The organism is Paenibacillus glucanolyticus (assembly GCF_037333485.1).
Taxonomy (GTDB): Bacteria; Bacillota; Bacilli; order Paenibacillales; family Paenibacillaceae; genus Paenibacillus_AQ; species Paenibacillus_AQ glucanolyticus.
In genome coordinates this window covers 1229632-1251738 of sequence record NZ_CP147845.1, presented here as the reverse complement: position 1 = coordinate 1251738, position 22107 = coordinate 1229632, and the positions used below count along the sequence as shown (strand labels likewise).

The following is a 22107-nucleotide window of genomic DNA, read 5'->3' as shown; positions in this document are numbered from 1 at the left end:
ATAGAACGTTCATAAAAAAGTGGATAACCAAAACTTGGTCTATCACTTTTTTTGCATATAACCACAACCGAACATTACTGCCACTACTTCTATACAAGTTCATTTTTTATAAAAGTATGGCCCACACATTGATTCATGGGTATGTACGTAAGTCCATTTGAAACTCTTGTCGAATATATAGATATCTTGCTCAGAATCAAAATTGGCCGATACTACATCCTTAGCTTTTTTATACTCAAATACGATATCGGGGGAGTTTTGATACATAACATATAATTCATTTTTAGTAAGAATATCAAATGCATCCCTCGCTGCTTCTCCTTCTAAACACTCTTTCTTTTTGTAGCTAAATATGTGCCACTTATATTGATGATAATGGATCTCTTTTTTGATTTCATCGCTAATGTTTTTAGCAAAAGCCCTATCCCATAAATCTATAATTTCTTTTGCTTCCTCAATTAGTTCTAATATAACTACACCTTTATCCAGCAAATTTTTATTGTATAAGTGCTTTCCAAGGGTAACGTTAACAAACCAGAAAACTTTCCTCAATTCTTCTTCTGGTAAGCTGTCTAACATCTGATTAATTTCGTTCCTATAATTAGATGAATCCATAAAGCACCACCCTCCCATCCTTAATTTTCATTAATAATTATAACCCGAAGTGCAAACGGAGTAACTTTGAACATTAAAATCTAGAGATAGACCGAGGTAATTCGCACTCTCCCTTGATTCCTAGAGCTATAGGAGTACCCGGTAGCGTTCTCGATGAATTCCGTGCGGTCGATTATTCAGGCAGCGAGAGAAGTTCGAAGATTTTGTTTGCTTGTCGTGGTGATGTCGCCACGCCTATAGTTGCTTTGATAATCTGACCCCTACTAGCACTCAAGGAGTTCTCATGCCAGTGCTTGTTAGATCAACTCCATTTCTTGAGGATCCAACGTTGGTCGATCTTTTCCTCCCCTCTTCTCAGCTGCCGGCGGATTATTGTTTCCTTATGCTCTGGCAACATCATCCAACTTGGTTCCCATAGCCCGTTACCCTTCAGCTTTTTGCGCGTTGTCAATTGATATTCCCCCTCTTGTTATGAGAACGTTTGTTTGTATTATATACGAACACTCATTCTTTTATCAATGTAAAAATAAGCTGCTCGGCCACTTATTCATCGATTCAAGAACAATGAAACCTATCGTTTTCTAAACTAAGAGCATTTTAGTGATACATAGATGGTTATTCGCACAAGCAAGGACTAAAGGCCTCAATACACTGTTAATAAATCCTTAAGGGAAGTGGTGAAAGCCTTGGTGGATTTGGGGATTGTCATGCCTCTTTATAAGCAAAAGCCTGAATTCCTGAAAGCGGCACTTCATTCCGTGCTGAACCAAACAATCCAGCAGTTTAAAATGGTCATTGTCATCGATGGGGCTCCCGAAATGGAACCGTTGGTCCAGTCTCTCGTAGGTAACGATTCCCGAGTGAACACGGTCTCTTACGCCATCAACCAAGGAGTTCCACATGCACTTAATACGGGGTTTGCAGAGTTGTTTAAGGATAGAAGAATCCAATTCTTGACTTGGGTATCGAGCGATAATATCTATGGTCCGCATTTTTTGGAGGTGCTCCGTGCTGCCTTACTGAAAGGCCCTGTGGAACTGGGACTGGTGTATAGTTCTTTCCAATCAATTGATAACGACAATAAACCTTTGAACGATGAGGTTGCACTCAGTGCATTGCGTAAGTATCAAGGGAAACCCAAAGAGGCGCTGCTTGACTCCTCCATCGTTGGTGTCTCATTTATGTATAAATCATGCTACGCTAAGAAAGTACCAGGAGGTTACAGTTTGGCTCCGGTTGAGGATTATGATTATTGGCTAAAGCTTACGGACTACTGTGACATCAAATATATTCCAGTTGAGCTAATGGAATATCGAGTGGACTCGACCTTCAGCGTTTCAGCACAACTTAAGACCACGGATGCTCATCGGAAATGGCGATATGCTTATCATCTGGCCAGACATGATGCAAGAAGGCGGAGGGGAATTGCCCCGGAAATTAGTATTCTGCTTCCACTGCGTGAAGTTTCGGAAGAAACGATAGATCGAATTGAAAATCTCTATGAGCAAGTTTTCAGTAACTATATATGTTATGTGTTGGACCTCTCTTCAGATCAACATGTGAGTGCTGCCCTGAAACAGATCCCGCATCCATGTTCAGTCTATGCAACGTACCCGAATTGGGAGAAGGATGTGGCTGTTCTGGCTACTGTTCGAAGTCTTCATACTCCTTTTACCATGTTGCTCGATTTAAAAGGTTTTCAGAATGTAATGGATTTACAAATTCTGATCAACCAGCTCCATAAATCAGGCCATAACATATGGTCCACGTATTATACGGATAATCACGCGGTCATTGGTTACCGTACCGTGGATTTGATTAAGCCCGTGCTTTCCAATGAATTGTTCCGAACCAATAATCTAGTTCATTTACTTGAAGAAAGGGTTAAACACGTTGGTGATCCATCATGAAAGTGTTGTTTATGTTTTACAACCCGAGCGGAGGGATGGAGACCCTAAACCGGATTCGAAGCAAAGCGTTGATAGCGCACGGAGTTGAATCCCATCTTCTCTATAAATTCGATGGGGAGGGCAGAAACAACATCAAGAACATCACGACATTTGTTACTTGTGAAAAGGAAACCATCCGGGAAATCATTAAGCGCGAAGGTTATGATGCAATAACGGTATGCTCTGACATTAACATGCTCGCACAGTTAAGAAGCTTTGGGTACAGCGGCCGACTCATTTTTGAATTGCAGGGTTTGGGAAGACATGAAGAGCGGCTCCTTCTAACGCAGTCCTTCAAAGATCAAATTTATGAGCACGCGGATGCAATACTTTATCCTTATAATCAACAACTGAGAGAACTCATGAGTTCGAACTATCCCGAAATCCCTCAATACAGTTTTGATGATCCTCTGGATTGGGAATACTTCGGATATACAGCCTATCCCAGAAAATCCTTCCCGATTTTAGGCTGGGTGGGGCGTTTACAGTCTAATAAAAATTGGCGTGATTTTTTATTGTTAGGACAGACGCTCATCGGTTTGTATCCAGATCTATATTTGTGGCTCTTTGAAGACGAAACGATGGCCGATCCTGCAGAACTTGAGGATTTTAACGAGATACTTGCGAATAACCCAACTCTCAAGGCTCGTCTTATCCGTTACTCAAACGTACCTCATGATCTTATGGCGGACTATCTAAGCATCATTGGCGATTCAGGGGGATTCCTTCTTTCGACCTCGATTTCTGAAGGATTTGGATATGCTGTTGCTGAAGCTATGTTGTGCCGCTGCCCGGTTCTGTCTACTGATTCAGGAGGGGTTAGGCGATTTATCACTCATAACAAGACGGGTAAGTTTTATACTCAAGGTAGAATAGAGGAAGCCACTCTGGAGGCAATATCACTGTTGACTAACAAGAATGAGAGAGAGCAACTGATTGTTAACGCAGAAGCTCATATCAAAAGGCATTTTTCCAGTAGCGTATATGCTAATCGGTTTAGCACCATGTTGAATCATCTAGACCAAGGTCGTCGAGTTAACAGAAACAGACTGAGATAACAAAAAGGCTAATAGCTATATAGCTTTGTCCACACAACCCGGAGATCTAAATACGTATACTAGTAAAAACTAATTGAAGGGCAGTGGTTATATGGCGTTAACAACAGGCATGATTACGAATACTGGTTCTCCTAATGCTTCGAACATTGTAATTAACATTGCTAATGATAATCTCAGTTTCTCATCTAATGTGGTTTATCACATTTACGTGTGGAATACTTTGGTGAGTAAGGCGCTGATTTATTCCAATATGCTAAATATCAACGCAAATACCAGCCAAATTCTTAATTTCAATATCGCTGGCAACTCTTCATATGAGGTCCAATTTCTTGTGACAGGGACGGTTCCGACAGACACTGTTATCAACGTATTCGGAACTGATTCATCCGGCAATGTTATTCATTACCAAAAGGTGTTACAGCAAGAACTCACTCAAATTGGGCAGCTCAACCCGTAATCTGAAAAAATAAGAATGATCTGTTTCATGTTAACAAGGGTGGTGACCATGGTAAATATCCAAATCTCGCCAAGTGCGAGTAGCCAGTTTGAGCCAACCATCGCTGTAAATTGGCTTAACCCCTCTGTTATGGTGGTGGTGGCTGTAGATTTTCGAGCAGGTCCGGCAAATATTGGATTATACAAGTCTATCGATGCCGGCGCAACGTGGAGCACGGTGTTGCTGCCTTTACCAGCTGGGTTCGCTGGAATAGAAGCTCCTCATATTGATTATATTTTCCCTAATACGTTTGTCGTGGCAGCACACGCCTTTGATGCTGATGGACTTAGCGGTTCGATCGTAAGTTATATTTCTAACGATAACGCTTCATCTTTTGGAGCACCTGTCATCGTGAACCAAGGATTCGGACAGTTCGTTAATGACGATCAGGTGGTGGTTATCAGCGACAAGGCTGGGTCCAGCCCATTCTTTGGAAACATTTATACTGGTTATACGCATGATTACAACACGCAATTCATCCCGGGGAATACGATATTCTTCAATCGATCGCAAGATGGCGGAAACTCGTATGAAAGGCCACTGCTCCTATCTTCAGTAAATGTATTTGAAGAATTTCCTGGTATCGCAATCACGTTAAATGGAATACTCATTGTAGGATGGATTACGCAACCTCCAGGAACATCTGAATTTATCGTTCGCATCTCACAAGATGGTGGATCAACATTTGCGGCTCAGACTATAATAACATCTGTTGTTGTAGTACCCTCGCCGCTTCCTGGTTATCAATTCCGTTGCCTGACGTATCCTTCACTTGCAGCGGACATCTCTAATGCACCAGCATCACGAGGGAACGTCTATGCCGTGTGGCAAGATTATCGTGAAGGTTATTCCGATATCTTTCTCTCAATTTCCACAGACTTTGGCCAGACCTGGGGAGCGCCTAAACCCATTGCAAACAGTCCGGTGGGATCCCAAAATTTTTTCCCGGCCATCACCGTCTCGCCAACAGATGGAGCGGTATTCGTATCCTATTACACCAATCGGGTAAGTCCGCTGAATCTTGACGTATTTCTTGCCACGTCCAGGGACGGTGGAACTACGTTCATCAACACCCGTATTACGACAACTTCGTTTAGTGTCGCGGGGTTACAAGTGATAGGAGACTACATCGGAAATGCGATAGTTCCTCAAACAGGTCGGCTCGTAACAGCTTGGACCGACACCCGCACAGGGACTGAAAACATATGGGTTGGCGATAACCAATAAACATGAGGTGAGGAACCAAGTCAAAGAAGGAATCTGGTTGAAAACAATATATCCTTTGGAAGAAATTGAACTACTCAGCTCCGGCTTTATTTACCGCTTTGGTCTTGATCTGGATAACAACACCTGCACACCGTCATACTCGGCAGCAAGACGCTGTTTACCCAAGGAAACCTAAACAATATTCTTGTCCTTCAGCCCAGTTACCGACTGCCCTCGGATCTTTACCACCATGTCCTGCATCAATCCATACCTTTTTCATTCAGAGGTTCCGACTGAAAAGATGAAAAAAATGCTGATGAGAAGATCAAAAGCCATTTCGCTGTTATTCTTGATTTCTGATTTTTGCAGAGAATGTGATTTTTTTGTGATATATAATAAAAGGCTCCCTTTCGGGAGCCTTTTAAATAGCGGTATTATAAGGTTTTTAAGGCCTTACTTACATCATGCCGCCCATATTTGACTATAATTCGCTTCGGTTCACCTTTGAAATTTTAGGTATAAATCAAAGTCGAATTTGACTTACTCGAAATTAATCAATCGCCAGTATTCATATTCGACCGGAATTTTTGTGACTTTTTTTTGTCCTTTAATATGGCCACATCGTCCTCTTTGAAAATAGGTTCAGTGAGCAGAAACAATTCTCATCGATCTTGATCCATTGCCAACCTCCTTCAGAGATGGACAATTTGATTTCCCGTCTGAACGTGTGGATCAGTACGACAATACCTGTTAACTCTGTATCTTCATACTCATCAAACAGCCTTACAGTAAGGGCACGGTGTTCATGAAAAGATTCAGCCAGCGCTTGTTCGATTAATTCCATTTCCTGTGGATCCAATGTCGTTCGATCTTTCCTGCCCTCCTCCAGCTGCCGGCGGATTATTGTTTCCTTATGCTCTGGCAGCATCATCCGACTTGATTCCCATAGCCTATTACCCTCCAGCTTTTTGCGCGTTGTCAATTGATATTCCCCCTCTTGTCTGAGATATCGAACCCCAAATACGTGTACGACCTCTGCTCACTCTCTGCTTCAACCAGCCCCCAAAGCACGGACAATTTATGGTGATATCCTCTACATAAAAATTCAACTTCCACGCCAAGACGGGTCTTTCGCTCCTCGTACACCTTCATTCCTCGCTGACGCATGTCTTGACGTACCTGTGACAAGTCAGCTAGTGCCGCTTTCTGCAGTCGTTTAATTATGGTGTTTGTTATTACAGGCATCTTTAAGGCTGCAGCGGACAGGATACCTTGATCTTTTTCCATCACATCGAGCAAGAGAGGTAACAAGATAAAATCCTTCACTAATTTTGATTCATCTGGCTTCAGACCAATGCTTATTAATTCCACCTCTTGTTACGAGAACATTTGTTTGTACTATATGCGAACATTAGTTCCTTTATCAATGTAAAATGGAGGAAAAGGCACGTAACTGGCAAATTAATTCTTGGACAGAAGGCGAATAGTAAATATGTGTGGTAAAGAATTAGATTTGGCGATCAAAAACTGAAGTTGGTTAATGTTAGGCTTTGGGGTGGGGACTGGGAGGGTATTCTATCGAACCACACCGTTCGTTTTAATTTGTAAAATTCTGAATAAAGAAATACATAGCTCTCACAGATATACAGCGTAAGTTGGCTAATATCAATAAAAAACCCTACCAGTATAACCGATAGGGTTTGAACTCTTGAGACTTCTCGTAATTCTAAACACTTACGCTTTCTTCCTTATTGTGTACTCCAAAAAAATCCTTAAGGTTATGCATTCAAAACCCCAACGTTTTTTTTGTTATTCTTCTTTCCAAACAGTATACCAATGTGTGGCTGTAGATTTATCATCATCTATGTACCAAAAAAAGTACTCCACTCCATCAACAGTAATGTAATGTAATGGCGTAAAATAGTCTCTGCTATACTGGCTTTTCGGGTACATATAACCTGCTTTTACTTTACATGGGTTACAATATTGAGGCGTTATCTCAGATTCTGTCTGTGAGATAGAACTTGCAGATACTGGTGCTGCTACAGTCATAAAAGCTGCAATGATCGAAGAGAATATTACTAATTTTTTTCCCATCTTAACCATACTAACACCTCCCGATATTTATAAAGTTAATTCACATTAACTTTGTTTTCAATTGTAACATTTGGATATTATTGGAGTATATAGTTTTAAAGAACCTTAATTTGGTATAATCATGTTAAATGTTTTGTCGAATCTTCCATTTGTTCGAGCAACTAAGCTAGATGACATCAAGGCTACCACCATTACTTACCACCTCTCTATCACATTGCCAAGCACTATAATTCGGTAAAGAGGTGTTGTTTATGTTTATTGATCCGATGTTACTCGCAACCGCACCAGCTCCTTTTTCAGATTCGCACTATATATTCGAACCAAAGATTGACGAACATAGGCTCCTGTTCTCCCAACGGTCCGGCCGGATCCGGCTTTATACACGTCATGAGACGGAATGTACCCAACAATACCCCGAATTATTGGTTCCGTTTGATGATGACATTCTCCTGGATGGTGAGGTAGCATGCACAGGGCCAGAGGGCGTGGACTTTGAAGAAGTCAGGACCCGGTTTAAGGCTAGTAAGGATCAACGCATCAAGCATCTGGTAGCGACGTCCCCAGTAACATATGTGGTGTTCGATATCCTGCAGTATAAAAATCAGGACCTACGGAAGATGCCGCTGCTGCAGCGTAAAGAGATCCTTGCCGGCATACGTATGCCGAATCAGCACTTCTGCGTCATACCCTTCGTGGAAGGTGCGGGAGAAGGATTGTTTGATCAGATAGTGAACCGAAAACTTGAAGGGATGGTAGGTAAGCGGAAGAATAGCCTTTGGCGGGTTAGATTTAGAAACTGGTTCAAATCGGGGCTGTTGCGGACGCCAGTATTAACGGAACTAGGATGAGAAGAAATATAAAAGAACCCCGCCAGCCTATGCCAGCAGGCTTCTTTTACCGATGCCATCGGATTACACCACTGTTCTACCGTTAATGTTAAGGCGAGTATAACCGAGCATAAAAGCCGTGATAGATTATTATTATATCCAACCACAGAAGGCACTAGAAATTATCACTAACAAGATAAAAAGAACCAAAATTGCTCCTATACCTCCACCACCAAAACCGTAACCACCTGCACAGGGACCTGCGCCAACTCCGCCTACAAATTCACTCACGAGTATTTCCTCCTTTAATTTAGAGTACATCATAGCTTATGAATTAATCGTGGCTTGGTAAAGGCGAAGCGGTAAATAAAACAAATGAACGCAAAATGATCCTACCAGCACGTAGCCGGTAGGGTCCCGCTTTTTACAGAAACTTGTTCGTTTTCGGTTTGTCTTCCTTATCGGTGTATCCTGTTCCCTCTTTGGGATTGGAGATGATCCCGAGGATCACCAGGAGGCCGAGGATTGCATCGCTAACCCGGTAATATTTGTGCTTAATTCCTCGGAAATTTCAAACCCGAACACATTTCCAGCTGCCGATACAATAAGCAGCACCGCCGCCACCAATATCCACTTTATGAGAACGGAAACGACTACGGTCCCGGTTGTGCGAATCATAAAAAAAACCCCACTCGTTCGAGTCGGGTTTCCACACATCAACAGTTTATTTTCAGCACCGGACAACGTACCAAGGATGGCTTCCATGATGGGATCGGACACACCCGATGCTTCATCAACAATGAAAAGCATGTAATCCTCGTGGAAACCCTGCATGTTCTCGGGTTTGTTGGCCGTCCTGGCCGTTGCAAACCACCGCTGTTCATGGCCTATCATATAGACCTTGGTCTTGGTCCACTTCAGGAGATTCTTCACCATGGAGTTCTCCAGCCACTTAGACACCTCGGCCCAAAGAACTTCATGCAGCTGCTGTTTGGTTGGCGCCGTACATACCACTTTGGGATTCGGACGGCAACACAGAAACCAAATGACCAATGCAGCCTCAAGGCCCGTCTTCCCTACACCCTGACCAGAGCGGACACTGGTCCTCGGGAACTGAGTGACATCCATCATGACGTCACACTGCCAATCGTCTGGATCAAAGCCCATCATATCTTCAGCAAAAGCAACCGGGTCATCCCAATATAGATCAAGCAAATCAGTAACAACGTTATACGGCTTACTCATCGGCTAACGCTCCGTTTGCTTCGCTCTATGCCGCTCTGTAATCTCCTTCAGGGCTTGAAGCATCCGGCGCTCACGGATAGACAGCAGTTTTATCGCTTCATCCGCCTGTTGAATTGGATCAGTATCTACTTGATCACCAGATCCCGCTCATCTTCGCCCAAAGCATCAAGCCAAATCGTTTCATACTCCCCCGTTGTAACGGCCTTCTTGTTTCTTGGCGGTCCTCCAGACCCGCCCTTATTTTACCAACTGCTCTTTTATTGCACGGGGGTGCTCCGCTGCGATTACCGACAGCGTTCTTGTTCCCTTTGGGAGCGCCACGTTTAGTAACGTTACCTTTCGATTCATTGGTAACGTTACTATTCAAATCAGGCAGTCCACTTGTCCTGGAACTTCCATTTACGAACTTGAGTCTCCCCAATAGAAAGAGCAGCAGCGATGTCCTTTAGCTTCATCGTCCCGCCGTTCCCCAGCCACATCAGTTTTGCCTTGTCCCGTTCGGGACTTCTCTCTCCAGCCATGCTACACCATCACCACCCCCGATATATCAATTGCTCAATGCTCCTTGACGCCACTATAGGTTTTGATAGACTTAACCAGAACGAACAAATCTATCAGGAGGAATCATATGAACCTTGCAACTTTTTTCCCCTATCGAAATGATGTAAGAAAGACATTAATTCCGTACTTAAAAGAACTGACCGTAGAACAGTGGTATGGAGCACACCCCGATCACCCTAACTCAATAGCTTGGATCGTTGAACATATCGCTCGTAGCGAAGATGAATGGATCAATGTTGTTGCTTCGAAGACAGAGCTACAATTACCTCGAAAAATTGAAAGCCCCCAGCAGCTTTTACAAGCCTACATAGACATTCGGAAACAGACTGATCTCAAGCTCAATTCAATCCATTATCTTGAGAATGATCCGGCTATCCCGCTACCTACATATTCCGATGGTTGGCAACCGCCCTCTCCTCCAACTCTACGCTGGATATTTCATCATGTGTTCGATCACGAGACTTATCATGTGGGACAAATCGGAGTAATTGCCCGACTAAATGGCTTTTCAGGGCCTCTTTTCTGACAGCTTAGAATGTGTCTTTCTGTATCTCAATATCTATTTCAATCAGCTTCTTCAGGTCATCCACCGTCTTGATCTCAATCCGGCCATCTTGAAAGTCCTTTACCCACTTGGCTATGCCTGCCTTGACGATCTTCCGGTATTGCCCTTGCTCTCGAGGATACCTTCCATGACTGCGAGCTCATGCTGCATAAGCAAATCCTTATTCTCAGGTGTTCCCATTGTCGTTCCCTCGGCTTTCCGTTATGATGGAATGCGAGATAGCGGCGGAGTCGATAAATGCCGCGCGCGGCGGGCCGCTATCTCAGCCGGGGGATACCCTGGTCTATGGGGAGGACGTTACAGCGTCCTCCTTTTAATTTGCCTTAACATAAGAAAAACCGCCCAAATTAGACGTTTACCTCTAAACAATAAAGGTTTCCGAGTCAGTTCAAATATCTTTACTATCCAATTAGTCCTCGGTAGCCAAATTTGAATTTGTAATTGCTAATCTGATTTATTGAGTTATCGTGTTCCATTAGTTGAACGAGCAGCCTCACAATCTCACTTGAAATATTTAAAGGACATGTTCCGCCTCTACCTATACCCTCATAAATTATTACAAATCATTTATTAAAAGTGAGGAGTAACAAAATGAATATGACTAATCAACAACATCTTCAACATCAAACTCTTGCAACCATAAGCCCGGCTGTTAGACATGGATTACGAGAAGCCCACTACCTTGGGTATCAACATGCATTAACAGAAGCAGTTGCCATTGGATATTTAATGGGAAAAGGCTACGATTATGATACTGCTTGGAGAACTGTTGAATCTTGGTGGAGACCTCCAGGAACTCCATTACCTCAGATGTATTAGATAACCTTCCAGTTTCTTGTTATTTTGCTATTACACATTTAATGATTTATTCTGAACAAAGAAATGAAAGTGGTCATTGAGTTTGATATCTAAGAAAATGGGCTTCGTTACTTTTATGTCTTCATACAGCGGCCCGATCTCATCCAGCAATTAGTTCCAGTAATAAAATACTGAATAGAAAAAGCGAGAAGAGTTACGCCCCGGTCATATGCCGCATTCATGCAGCGGTGCGTGTCATTCTCGCCTTTTTCTATGCTTACATACTATCACGGAAAAACCGTCATGTAGTGCTCAACATACGGTCAAATTACGTTCAGGTTGTGTTCATTTTAGAGTCAAAAAAGGCAACAAACCAAACCATTAATTAAGAAATAGTATGAACGTATGAACCCTTTGAAAAGTGGTAGTGGACCTTATCTTAAGATAAGGTCCACCGACAAAAAAAATTATACGCGACGATGTTTTCTGTGCTTTTCGCACTTAACTACTGCTATTTGCCCAGGTTTAAGGATAACAACAATAACTTTTTTATGATGATGTCTCATGAGATATTCCTCCTCCCATAAAAGAGTTAATACATTATATGAAGGTGGCTAAAATTGAATTGGACTAAGAAATCAATGGAAATTACTCATTTTTTTCATGCTCACTAAAACTCCGCGTCATCCTGCTCAAAGAACCCCATGAGTTTCATACTGTTTGCCATGCTTTCAGTGCCTTCAGATATCTTCCGCCGAATGGTGCTGTCACTTAGACCATGCCGGAAAAACAGCAGCGTCTCCTTGTAGGAGAGTAACCTTGCATGAACATGTAATCGACAGCTCTCTTTGCCTCATCGTCCTGGATCAAACTGAAAGCCCTGCGAAGCTGATGAGTATAAAACTGGTACCGCTGATACACCCAACGCTACTTTTCGATCAGAATCGTAGCATTGGCCGTCTAATCAGCATGCAGATCCTCCTGGTCGATGCGGCGAGCTGCTTCACCATCAATAGCCACTTGCCTTAATTCTTTTTCGAATTTTTCAAAATCTTGCATGAGCATTATCATCTCTTTATATTTTCCGAGCAGGAATTTTGTGCGCTGGATCTCCGCTTCATTCGCTGTTGGAAAGAGTTCCCCTTGCCCCCATGACATCGCCAGTCCCCTCAATCCCCTTTGTGATATAATCGTTGAGAGGAATATATTATCGATTGACCCCCGCCCCAGCCAAGGATTAGGGGGGCTTTTCACTTTTCTGGAGGTGTTTTTTTGAGCGGTAAAAAGGTGGTTCTAATAATTTTACTTGCCTCAGCACTTGGTATATTGGGTTGCTTTGCATTTATCTATGGTTTTCTTTGGATTGCGTTTAATTGGTAAACCTATTTCGTATATAGTTTGGGAGGATTACTCTCCCCAAGGGTTAAGCATCGGATGCGAAACAACCGCATCCACCTAAGTCGTTCAAGTCAATTTGGTTTCCTAGTCCAGACTCCCATTCCTCGCGTAACTGACGAAGGGTTAATTTTTCCTCATCGCCCTTTACCTCTCTTGTCAAGATGGAAACATCAGTACGTCCGAGATATTCTTACATTTCAAGCTCTTTCTGTTCGTGGAATAGATATAAATCCCGTTTTTTTTGCAGCAGATTTATAAAATGTCCCTGTCCAGCTCGTACACAGAATCCACCGCAGTTGTTATGAGCGAATCCCATATCATAAAGTCGTGGCTTGCGTATCCCATCCTGTTTTAGAGCCTTAAGCATTTCGTGTTTGTCCCAATATGGGACTTCCGTCATCATTGCTTTTACTTCATAAGGCCAACCGCGCTGTATGGCCTCCATACGATGTATTTCCATCCAATCAATTGCCGACATATATCAAGGCTTCATCAGGGCCGTACCTTGATTCTACCCACTCACGTGCCAGCTTCTGTTTTAGTTCCGCTGAACACTGAGCCACACGACTGTTCCCGATCCATCGTTCATCATGAAATACTTCCCAGGGATCTCGTCCTTCAGATATCCAGTAAAGCTGAGGTATCCTTTCCATAGCATCCCTGCTGAGCTGATCCAGATATCCTCTACGCATTTCCATGGACTCGTCTACCGATGATATGATTGCAGTTTTCCAATAAGACAGACGGCTTTGGGATCCCGTAAATTGTTATTTTCCCATTATTAAGAGACGATACTTGAGCAATTAATATTATTTAGGAGGTCGATGGAATAGTGGCTAGCTTTTTTCAAGGTACCAGCAAAAAATAAACAAGGATTTAAGTGGGGATGTATAAAGGATTGTCACCGGAAAACGCAATATCAAATCAAACGTTGAGGAGATACGAAAAAACAAGCCGAAGAACGCGTCGGTCACGATGAGCAAGATGAACATTCAATTTTCAGACATCCTAGCTGGCCTTTCCTCGCAAGGAATGTGACCTTGTTGTGACCTTATACAAGAAAAGAGACCCCGAGAGGTCTCTTTTTCATTGATATGGCAGGCTTTTGAGGCCCTTTTTACATCATGCCGCCCATACCGCCCATGCCGCCCATATCAGGCATAGCTGGTTTTTCTGGTTCTGGCTTGTCAGCGATAACCGCTTCGGTTGTCAGGAACATAGCCGCAACGGAAGCTGCGTTTTGAAGAGCGGAACGCGTTACTTTCGCAGGGTCAACGATACCTGCTTCGAACATGTTCACCCACTCGTCTGTAGCAGCGTTGTAGCCGATACCGATCTCTTCTTTTTTCAGACGCTCTACGATGACAGAGCCTTCTTTACCAGCATTGGCTGCAATCGTACGGATTGGCTCTTCCAGAGCGCGCAGAACGATGTTTACGCCTGTTTTCTCATCGCCTTGTACTTCTACAGCAGAAACAGCGTTGTATACGTTCACGAGCGCTGTACCACCACCGGATACCATACCTTCTTCAACCGCAGCGCGAGTTGCGTTCAGGGCATCTTCGATGCGCAGTTTGCGTTCTTTCAATTCCGTTTCAGTAGCCGCACCAACTTTGATAACTGCTACGCCGCCAGCCAATTTAGCCAGACGCTCTTGCAGTTTCTCTTTGTCGAAATCGGAAGTGGTTTCTTCCAATTGGTTGCGGATTTGCTTCACGCGAGCATCGATGTCTTCTTTGTTGCCAGCGCCATCCACGATGATTGTGTTCTCTTTGGTTACGCGCACTTGACGAGCTGTACCCAATTGATCGATGGAAGCTGTTTTCAAGTCAAGACCGAGCTCTTCGGTAATCACTTGGCCGCCAGTCAATGCAGCGATATCCTGCAGCATGGCTTTGCGACGATCGCCAAAGCCAGGAGCTTTAACAGCAACCGCGTTGAATGTTCCACGCAGTTTGTTCACGATCAGCATCGCTTGCGCTTCGCCTTCGATGTCTTCTGCAATCAGAACAAGCGGTTTGCCTTGTTGTACGATTTTTTCAAGGATCGGCAGGATCTCTTGCGTGTTGGTTACTTTCTTATCCGTGATCAGGATGTATGGATTTTCAAGAACAGCTTCCATTTTATCCGTATCCGTAATCATGTATGGAGAGATGTAGCCGCGGTCGAATTGCATACCTTCTACAACCTCAAGCTCCGTCAAGAAGCCGCGGGATTCTTCAACAGTGATAACACCGTCTTTACCCACTTTGTCCATAGCTTCTGCAATCAGTTGACCTACTTCATCGTCAGCTGCGGATACGGAAGCGACTTGAGCGATCTCCTGATGGTTTTTCACTTCTTTTGCGATGTTTTGAAGCTCAATAACCGCTGCTTTAACCGCTTTATCGATACCCTTGCGGATAATCATTGGGTTTGCACCAGCTGTTACGTTCTTCAGACCTTCGCGGATCATGGCTTGCGCCAGAACCGTTGCAGTCGTTGTACCGTCACCAGCAACATCGTTTGTTTTGGTAGCTACTTCTTTAACGAGCTGAGCACCCATGTTCTCGAATGCATCTTCCAGCTCGATTTCTTTAGCGATGGTTACACCGTCATTCGTGATGAGCGGGCTTCCGAATTTCTTCTCAAGCACCACGTTACGGCCTTTCGGTCCGAGTGTTACTTTAACTGCATTTGCCAAAGCGTCTACACCTCGAAGCATTGCGCGACGGGCGTCTTCACTGAACTTAATGTCTTTTGCCATGGTATTACATACCTCCCTAGTGGATTAATGAATATTGGAACATGATATATTCAGGCGTTCATTAGCCTAAGATCGCGTGGATGTCGCTTTCTTTCATAATCAAATATTCTTTACCTTCGTATTTGATTTCTGTTCCAGCGTATTTGGAGAAAATAACGCGGTCGCCTTCTTTAACTTCCAAAGGTACACGAGCGCCGTCTTTCAGGGAGCCACTGCCTACAGCAATAACTTTACCTTCTTGCGGCTTTTCTTTAGCGGAGTCAGGAAGTACAATCCCGAATGCCGTAGTTTCTTCTTGTTCGATCGGTTCTACCAATACGCGTTCACCTAAAGGTCTGATCATGAAAAAATAGCCTCCTTTAAATATGTTGTGATGCTTTTTTCAAAGCTTTATGTATTAGCACTCGACAAGCCTCAGTGCTAACAACCAATTTTATGATACTCAAGTTGTCTCAAAATTTCAAGTCCTTTGCATGATTTTTTGATCATTTTTTTGTAAATTGGACTCCGGTTGGGGTTGTCTCTCAACCCCCTTCTCCATTGTATCCATGACCAGCCAAAATATGCCTGAGTCCTAAGGACGCCTATACAAACATCTATACAAAGAAAGAGCGCCTTCTGCCGATCTCGAAGGTGCTCTTCATGCTTGAGTAAATATTAATCTTCATCCTCTTCGTCCGCCCGTATGTACCGGCTGTCTCGTTCCATGTCCGCCTCTAATTGCTTGCGATAGATCACAGAGGACAGGAACACACTGAATTCATACAGCAGCAGCAGTGGAATCGTGACCAGGAAATCCGATATGAAGTCCGGCGGCGTAATAACAACCGCTATGAATACGAGTGCAAAATAAGACACTTTGCGCATTTTCCGAAGCCGCAGCGGGTTCAAAATGCGGATTTTCGTTAAGAACATTACCACAAGCGGCAGCTCAAACAGCAGGGCCAAGGGTAAAACGAGATTGAACATAAAATTTAAATAATTGGCAATCCCGTAGGTTTCCTGCAGCCCCATACTCTGTGTAATCGCTGTAGTAAATGACAGCGTCATTGGAAACACGATGTAATATCCGAACGAAATGCCCACGATGAACAGAAGGAACGCGTAGGGTACGTAGCGAATGGCCGCTTTCTGCTCTTCTTTGCGAAGTCCAGGCTTTACGAACGCCCATAACTGATAGAAGATCAGCGGAACCGAGATAACCAATGAGAAAATCGCAGCGATTTTCATATAAATCCCGATGCCATCCCAGAAGGAAAAAGCATGCAGTTCAAAGTTCTTCGCTTCTTCCGCTGCCGTCAAATAATGATAGATCGGCTCCGCAACAAAAAGCCCTGCGATCAGTCCGGCTATGAATACCACGAGAACGATAATGATTCGTTTGCGAAGCTCGCCCAAATGCTCGACAAGCGCCATATCTTTCACTTGCTCTGACATGTTAGACACCACCCTGTATGTGACCCTGGCAAAACAAAATCCCTCCCGAAGGAAGGGACTTCACGCCTTGCATTCTAGTATTATTCCGGAAGACGCTTGTCTTCAACCTTGGCCGGTTCAGCGGCAACGGCTTGCTGGGGAGCCTCTTCCTTCTTCTTCGCTGGTGCATCGTCAGCAATAATCTCGCGCGCACCATCCTTAAACTCACGGAAAGTTCTTCCGACCGCACGTCCAAGCTCAGGAAGCTTGTTCGGTCCGAACAAGAGCAGCGCCAAAATGACGAGCAAAATAATACCCGGCACTCCGATTTGACTCATATCTATTCTCCTCCTCGTCCTGCTCTATGCCTTCAAAAGGACTTCAGGATGACCTAAATCCATCATGCCTTGCACTACAACAGGTTTTAACTTCAAAGAAATTATCGCACGACAGCAATTGACAAGCTCATATATCGCCATCATACCATAATGTAAATCACATAAACAGTCTAGAATCGTGACAGTTTATTTACATAATTATCTAATAGGGTTCCCCTCAGAGCTGCTCCCGATACTGCCCCGTTACCATTAACAATGCTTCCGGAAGCTGGTCCATGACGGCAGCCAGATTCTCATGCACGCCTTTTGGGGAGCCCGGCAGATTGACAATCAGGGTACGGCCGCGAACGCCGCATACGCCTCGAAACAGCATTGCACTTCGATTCTTCTGCATAACCGTAGCTCGCATGGCTTCCGCAATGCCAGGCACCTCACGCTCAATGACCCGTCTTGTTGCTTCGGGGGTAACATCACGAACCGCCAGTTCCGTTCCCCCTGTCGTCAGCACGAGATCCACTTGGTAATAGTCCGTAAGCTCAATCAGTGCAGCAATAATCTCGTCCTGCTCATCCGGTACGATCCGGTATTCGATAATTTCACCGCTCAGCTCTTCCTCCACCAATTCCCGAATAACCTGAGCGCTCGTATCCTCGCGTTCCCCCCGCGAACCTTTGTCGCTCGCCGTCAGGATCGCCGTTTTCCACACCATCTGCTCTCTCTCCTTCCCACTCGTCCGAATATCTCCTGTATCTATGCATGCCTAAGTTGTTTCTTGTATGTAATCCCCACTCTTGCCGCCGGTTTTGCTCACCAGTTGGGTCGGACCGATGATCATGTCTTTCTGCAATGCCTTGCACATGTCATAGACCGTGAGGGCAGCTGCCGAAGCAGCCGTTAAAGCTTCCATTTCAACACCGGTTTTGCCTGTCGTTTTCACAGTTGTTTCTATATATAATTCATCTCTTGCATTATCACTGAATTCCACGTTAACACCGGTCAGCGGAAGAGGATGACACATCGGAATCCAGTTCGACGTGTTCTTGGCTGCCATTATGGCTGCAACCTGTGCTACCGCGAGTACATCTCCCTTGCCTATCTTTCCTTCTTGGATGCGGATCAGCGTGTCCGGCTGCATTCGGACCGTGGTCTTCGCTACCGCTGTCCGTGCCGTCACATCCTTCTCACTGACGTCTACCATTCGTGCTCTTCCTTGATTATTAAAGTGACTCAATTCCATTCGTTATCCCTCCGTAAACCAGGTCCGGCCTTCCCTGAATATCCCAGGTCGGTAACCAAACCGTCCAAGACTCTGTCGTGTTCTTCCATTGGAACATGCTCCAACACCTGAACCTCGTAGCCTATTCCCACCCACAAGGGCTCCTTGAGGCGAGCCGCATCATGCACTTCATGACAAAGCCTGTCCGCCAGCCGGTCATAATAACCGCCGCCGTACCCTAGTCTTCCGCCGTTCCTGTCAAACGCAAGCCCTGGTACCCAGATGATATCAGGTACGTCATTCATAAACATCTTAGACCTCTGCGGATCGGGCTCCTGGATACCGTATGCTCCCGGGATCAGCTCATCCCATTTCTGAAGCTCATACAGTTCCATCGATCGATCTTGGGGTAGGCTGCGGGGAACGATAACTTGCAACCCATGCTCCCATGCCCACTCGACAAGCGGCCGCGAATCCAGCTCGGAACGGAATGGAACATAAATCATCATGCTTTGAACATGGCACTCTTTCATAACCTCCGAAGCCATCTCGCAAGCCTGCTTCGACCGCTTGGTCCGTTCTTCATCGGATAACTCATCCCTGCGTAAGGTCATGCTCCTGCGCAGGGCATGCTTTGCGGATACCCGCTTAATTTCTTCTTCAGGGTTCAACAACGTGATCGTTCCTCTCACGCTCATAATTAAGTTTAGTTTACCACTGTTCCTTCCTTTAGCCAAGAATGCCGGAAGTCGCCAATCATGGTCGATTGTTCGGCCATTTTCATGTACACTTATTTTAAGATATCAGAAGCGCATGAACCTCAATAGCATGACCATCCTGATATCGCAACAGAAACAATTTCTAAACGCGGTCTATCTTCTTAGAATGTACGTCGGTAGACGTTTTTCTTATAATGAAGAATGAATCATATAGAATGATGGAGGTTTCACATAACATGCTGCTGCAAGCCAATGGCATTACCAAATTATATGGTGTTACGCCCGTACTGGACGGGATCAATTTACAAGTGCTTGAACGCGAAAGAATTGGACTCGTTGGTGTGAATGGAGCCGGCAAATCGACGCTCCTTAAAATTTTGGCTGGCGAAATGTCTTACGATGGCGGACAGATATTCAAGGCTAAGGAAACCACCGTCGGTTATCTTGCCCAGAACAGCGGACTTCAGTCTGATTCGTCGATATGGAATGAGATGCTGGATGTCTTCACCCCTCTGCTGGAGATGGAGCGTGAGCTTCGTCAGATGGAGGAGCAAATTGCCGACCCCAAATCGAGCGAGGACCCCAAAAAATATCAGGAGCTCCTGGATCGTTACGCAATCCGCTCCGACTGGTTCAAGGATCAAGGCGGGTATGAGATCGAAACACGGATTCGCAGCGTGCTGCACGGCATGGGCTTTGGCAGCTTTTCGCCGGACACCTCCATTGCTACATTAAGCGGCGGGCAGAAGACCAGGCTTGCTCTTGCAAAAATATTGCTTCAGGCACCCGATCTGCTCATGCTCGATGAGCCGACGAATCATCTGGATATCGCGACTCTCACCTGGCTGGAGGATTATCTGCGCGGATATTCCGGCTCATTACTCGTCGTTTCCCATGACCGTTATTTCCTGGATCGGCTTGTTACAACCATCGTTGAAATTGAACGCCGTCATTCCAAAAAATATACGGGCAACTACAGCCGTTACATTGAGCTGAAAGCCGCCGAATACGAATCCCAGCTTAAACAATATGAGAAGCAGCAGGATGAAATCTCCCGTATGGAGACCTTTATTCAGCGCAATCTGGTTCGAGCTTCAACAACCAAGCGCGCGCAGAGTCGGCGCAAAGCGCTCGACAAGATGGATAGGCTGGACAAACCGCTGGGTGATCTTAAGAAGGCACACTTCTCTTTTGAAGCCGAGTATATGTCGGGTAAAGATGTGCTTCATGTACGTGACCTGTCGCTCTCGTTTGAGGAAGGCAAGCCCTTGTTCAGACAAGCTTCCTTTGACCTCAGTCGTGGAGAAACCGTAGCTTTGATCGGTCCTAACGGGGTCGGCAAATCAACGCTGCTTAAATGTCTGATCGGTACGATGAAGCCCTCAGCCGGATCGCTGCAATGGGGCACAAAAGTGAAAATTGGCTACTATGATCAAGAGCAGTCAGAGCTTAACCCGAGCAACACGGTTCTGGAAGAGCTGTGGGGGACCTATCCTCATATGGAAGAAGCGCGTATTCGTACCGTTCTCGGCAACTTTCTCTTCAGCGGCGAGGATGTGCTCAAGAAGGTCAGCTCCTTAAGCGGCGGTGAAAAAGCACGTGTCTCACTTGCCAAACTCATGCTGCTGGAAGCCAACATGCTTATACTGGACGAGCCTACGAACCATCTTGACTTATTTGCAAAAGAGGTTCTGGAATCGGCGCTGATGGATTACGAAGGCACTTTATTATTCATATCCCATGACCGTTATTTCCTTAATAAAATGGCGGAGCGCATTCTCGAACTTCATCCGGACGGCATTCAACATTTCCTGGGTAATTATGACGACTATACGGAGAAAAAGCAGGAAATTCTGGATATGAACGATGAGCCTTCCGAGCCGTTTGCCCGCCACACCCTGAAACAGGAGGGGAAAGCAGAGGTTTCAGCCGAGAAACAAGGGGCCGTCTCCTTTGAAGCTGAGAAGCAAGCGAAACGGGAGGAACGCAACCGTCAGCGCAAGCTCGTAAGTCTTGAGGAGCAGATTCATACTTTGGAATCGGAAATTTCCGAACTGGAGACCGAAATGACACTGCCTGAGATCTATCAGGATTATATGGCCCTCCAGGAACGGCAGCAATCGTTAGAGGAGAAAAAACGTCAGCTTGAGCAGATTTTTGCCGAATGGGAGTCATTGCTGGAATCGTAAAAAAAATTTCACAAAAGTGTTTCAAATGAGGTTTTGCATTTATACACAAACTTATCCCCAACAATGGTGCATAAGTTCAACTTGAAAATGGCCGAAATGGCCATTTTTTTATTGTTAAACACGCATTTCCGGTCCTATATCCAACTTTATCCACCAAGTTATGCACACTATCCACAGTTTTGACCATAAAATCTGAAAATCCTGTCCCCTTTTTTCAAAGCTTTGCAAAACACTGATTTATCGACATTTTTTTTGCTTATGCACATTTTCGGGCGAATATGTGGATAACGTTGTTCACAACTTGACAGATTTATATTTCCTATATAATGAACTGCTATATAGAATTACTTCTATTTCAATCCAAGTTATACTGAGTTTTTATAAAAAAAGCGACCTTCCTCATTCTGAAAGTCGGAAGGTCACTAGCTGTGGGAACAGCTCATTACACGGGGATTCACATCCCGCTTCTTACAAAGTAATTCTCGTCAGCAGCAACATCTGCTGAAATCCTCCATCTGCACGCTTGCCAGCATCCACACCGTAATGGGCTCCACCGGTTCCGTCCCCATTTATAATGTCATGAGCTTAGCTTCCATTTCTGAATCAAGACAGGTGTATATGACATCGACCGCTCTCATGTGAATCAACAACGCGACGAGAACTCTGCG

At 44.7% G+C, this 22107-nt stretch carries 23 protein-coding genes and 2 pseudogenes; 8 read left to right on the top strand and 17 right to left on the bottom strand.

Features of this window, described 5'->3' with window-relative positions; all coding sequences use genetic code 11:
- Nucleotides 1–99 precede the first annotated feature (99 nt).
- A complete protein-coding gene (locus tag WDY75_RS06010) occupies nt 100–615 on the bottom strand; it encodes a DUF4275 family protein (RefSeq protein WP_063477675.1) in 516 nt (171 codons plus the stop codon).
- A gap of 707 nt (nt 616–1322) precedes the next feature.
- Here WDY75_RS06010 and WDY75_RS06000 point away from each other — a divergent pair.
- From WDY75_RS06000 to WDY75_RS05985, 4 genes are all read left to right on the top strand, one after another.
- The gene (locus WDY75_RS06000; RefSeq protein WP_338842206.1) at nt 1323–2525 is read left to right on the top strand and encodes a glycosyltransferase family A protein; all 1203 of its coding nucleotides are present in this window, start codon (nt 1323–1325) and stop codon (nt 2523–2525) included.
- Nucleotides 2522–3622 (top strand): glycosyltransferase family 4 protein, encoded by a 1101-nt coding sequence (locus WDY75_RS05995; RefSeq protein ID WP_063477677.1) that lies wholly within the window; start codon nt 2522–2524, stop codon nt 3620–3622. Before WDY75_RS06000 ends, WDY75_RS05995 begins: the two co-directional genes overlap by 4 nt.
- Before the next feature lie 91 nt (nt 3623–3713).
- The gene (locus WDY75_RS05990) at nt 3714–4079 is read left to right on the top strand and encodes a hypothetical protein (protein WP_006212436.1); all 366 of its coding nucleotides are present in this window, start codon (nt 3714–3716) and stop codon (nt 4077–4079) included.
- 48 nt (nt 4080–4127) lie between these two features.
- Nucleotides 4128–5345 (top strand): sialidase family protein, encoded by a 1218-nt coding sequence (locus WDY75_RS05985; protein WP_063477678.1) that lies wholly within the window; start codon nt 4128–4130, stop codon nt 5343–5345.
- 586 nt (nt 5346–5931) lie between these two features.
- On the opposite strand, the gene WDY75_RS05980 is transcribed toward WDY75_RS05985, so the two are convergent.
- The 3 genes from WDY75_RS05980 to WDY75_RS05970 form a co-directional block, all read right to left on the bottom strand.
- The gene (locus WDY75_RS05980) at nt 5932–6306 is read right to left on the bottom strand and encodes a YolD-like family protein (RefSeq protein ID WP_082834240.1); all 375 of its coding nucleotides are present in this window, start codon (nt 6304–6306) and stop codon (nt 5932–5934) included.
- A complete protein-coding gene (locus WDY75_RS05975) occupies nt 6303–6635 on the bottom strand; it encodes a hypothetical protein (protein ID WP_063477679.1) in 333 nt (110 codons plus the stop codon). Before WDY75_RS05975 ends, WDY75_RS05980 begins: the two co-directional genes overlap by 4 nt.
- 498 nt (nt 6636–7133) lie before the next feature.
- Nucleotides 7134–7430 (bottom strand): hypothetical protein, encoded by a 297-nt coding sequence (locus WDY75_RS05970; protein ID WP_006212440.1) that lies wholly within the window; start codon nt 7428–7430, stop codon nt 7134–7136.
- 242 nt (nt 7431–7672) lie between these two features.
- Between WDY75_RS05970 and WDY75_RS05965 the strand changes: the two genes are divergently transcribed.
- Entirely contained in the window at nt 7673–8269 is a 597-nt protein-coding gene (locus tag WDY75_RS05965; RefSeq protein WP_063477680.1) for a hypothetical protein, read from the top strand.
- A 132-nt stretch (nt 8270–8401) separates the two neighbouring features.
- Here WDY75_RS05965 and WDY75_RS05960 read toward each other — a convergent pair whose 3' ends face one another.
- From WDY75_RS05960 to WDY75_RS05950, 3 genes and pseudogenes are all read right to left on the bottom strand, one after another.
- Nucleotides 8402–8539, bottom strand: coding sequence for a hypothetical protein (locus tag WDY75_RS05960; protein ID WP_172963889.1), 138 nt, complete (start codon nt 8537–8539; stop codon nt 8402–8404).
- Nucleotides 8540–8879: 340 nt separating this feature from the next.
- Nucleotides 8880–9493, bottom strand: a pseudogene (locus tag WDY75_RS05955) (DEAD/DEAH box helicase family protein); the annotation flags it as partial.
- 368 nt (nt 9494–9861) lie between these two features.
- Nucleotides 9862–10014 (bottom strand): phage terminase small subunit-related protein, encoded by a 153-nt coding sequence (locus WDY75_RS05950; protein ID WP_082834241.1) that lies wholly within the window; start codon nt 10012–10014, stop codon nt 9862–9864.
- 107 nt (nt 10015–10121) lie between these two features.
- Between WDY75_RS05950 and WDY75_RS05945 the strand changes: the two genes are divergently transcribed.
- Nucleotides 10122–10580: a DinB family protein gene (locus WDY75_RS05945; RefSeq protein WP_063477682.1), complete on the top strand. Its 459-nt coding sequence runs from the start codon at nt 10122–10124 to the stop codon at nt 10578–10580.
- Nucleotides 10581–10584: 4 nt separating this feature from the next.
- Here the strand turns inward: WDY75_RS05945 and WDY75_RS05940 are convergent.
- Nucleotides 10585–10799, bottom strand: a pseudogene (locus WDY75_RS05940) (hypothetical protein).
- A 411-nt stretch (nt 10800–11210) separates the two neighbouring features.
- Between WDY75_RS05940 and WDY75_RS05935 the strand changes: the two are divergent.
- Nucleotides 11211–11438 (top strand): hypothetical protein, encoded by a 228-nt coding sequence (locus WDY75_RS05935; RefSeq protein ID WP_063477683.1) that lies wholly within the window; start codon nt 11211–11213, stop codon nt 11436–11438.
- Nucleotides 11439–12377: 939 nt separating this feature from the next.
- Here the strand turns inward: WDY75_RS05935 and WDY75_RS05930 are convergent.
- The 9 genes from WDY75_RS05930 to WDY75_RS05890 all read right to left on the bottom strand — a co-directional run bounded on the left by WDY75_RS05930 (nt 12378) and on the right by WDY75_RS05890 (nt 19205).
- Nucleotides 12378–12575 carry a hypothetical protein gene (locus WDY75_RS05930; protein WP_231887933.1) on the bottom strand — a complete coding sequence of 66 codons (198 nt, stop codon included), beginning with the start codon at nt 12573–12575 and terminating at the stop codon, nt 12378–12380.
- Nucleotides 12576–13005: 430 nt separating this feature from the next.
- Nucleotides 13006–13293: a hypothetical protein gene (locus WDY75_RS05925; protein ID WP_063477684.1), complete on the bottom strand. Its 288-nt coding sequence runs from the start codon at nt 13291–13293 to the stop codon at nt 13006–13008.
- 639 nt (nt 13294–13932) lie between these two features.
- Nucleotides 13933–15561, bottom strand: a complete 1629-nt coding sequence (groL, locus tag WDY75_RS05920) for a chaperonin GroEL (RefSeq protein WP_006212453.1) — start codon at nt 15559–15561, stop codon at nt 13933–13935.
- Nucleotides 15562–15622: 61 nt separating this feature from the next.
- Nucleotides 15623–15904: a co-chaperone GroES gene (groES, locus tag WDY75_RS05915; protein ID WP_006212454.1), complete on the bottom strand. Its 282-nt coding sequence runs from the start codon at nt 15902–15904 to the stop codon at nt 15623–15625.
- Between the two features lie 314 nt (nt 15905–16218).
- The gene (gene tatC, locus WDY75_RS05910) at nt 16219–16998 is read right to left on the bottom strand and encodes a twin-arginine translocase subunit TatC (RefSeq protein WP_006212455.1); all 780 of its coding nucleotides are present in this window, start codon (nt 16996–16998) and stop codon (nt 16219–16221) included.
- A gap of 80 nt (nt 16999–17078) precedes the next feature.
- Nucleotides 17079–17315, bottom strand: coding sequence for a twin-arginine translocase TatA/TatE family subunit (locus WDY75_RS05905; protein ID WP_063477686.1), 237 nt, complete (start codon nt 17313–17315; stop codon nt 17079–17081).
- A 217-nt stretch (nt 17316–17532) separates the two neighbouring features.
- Nucleotides 17533–18024 carry a molybdenum cofactor biosynthesis protein B gene (locus tag WDY75_RS05900; protein WP_006212457.1) on the bottom strand — a complete coding sequence of 164 codons (492 nt, stop codon included), beginning with the start codon at nt 18022–18024 and terminating at the stop codon, nt 17533–17535.
- A 51-nt stretch (nt 18025–18075) separates the two neighbouring features.
- Nucleotides 18076–18552: a cyclic pyranopterin monophosphate synthase MoaC gene (moaC, locus tag WDY75_RS05895; RefSeq protein WP_006212458.1), complete on the bottom strand. Its 477-nt coding sequence runs from the start codon at nt 18550–18552 to the stop codon at nt 18076–18078.
- On the bottom strand, nt 18543–19205 hold the full coding sequence (locus tag WDY75_RS05890) for a 5-formyltetrahydrofolate cyclo-ligase (protein ID WP_006212459.1): 663 nt from the start codon (nt 19203–19205) through the stop codon (nt 18543–18545). Before WDY75_RS05890 ends, moaC begins: the two co-directional genes overlap by 10 nt.
- Nucleotides 19206–19486: 281 nt before the next feature.
- Between WDY75_RS05890 and WDY75_RS05885 the strand changes: the two genes are divergently transcribed.
- Nucleotides 19487–21439 carry an ABC-F family ATP-binding cassette domain-containing protein gene (locus tag WDY75_RS05885; RefSeq protein ID WP_006212460.1) on the top strand — a complete coding sequence of 651 codons (1953 nt, stop codon included), beginning with the start codon at nt 19487–19489 and terminating at the stop codon, nt 21437–21439.
- Nucleotides 21440–22107 lie beyond the last annotated feature (668 nt).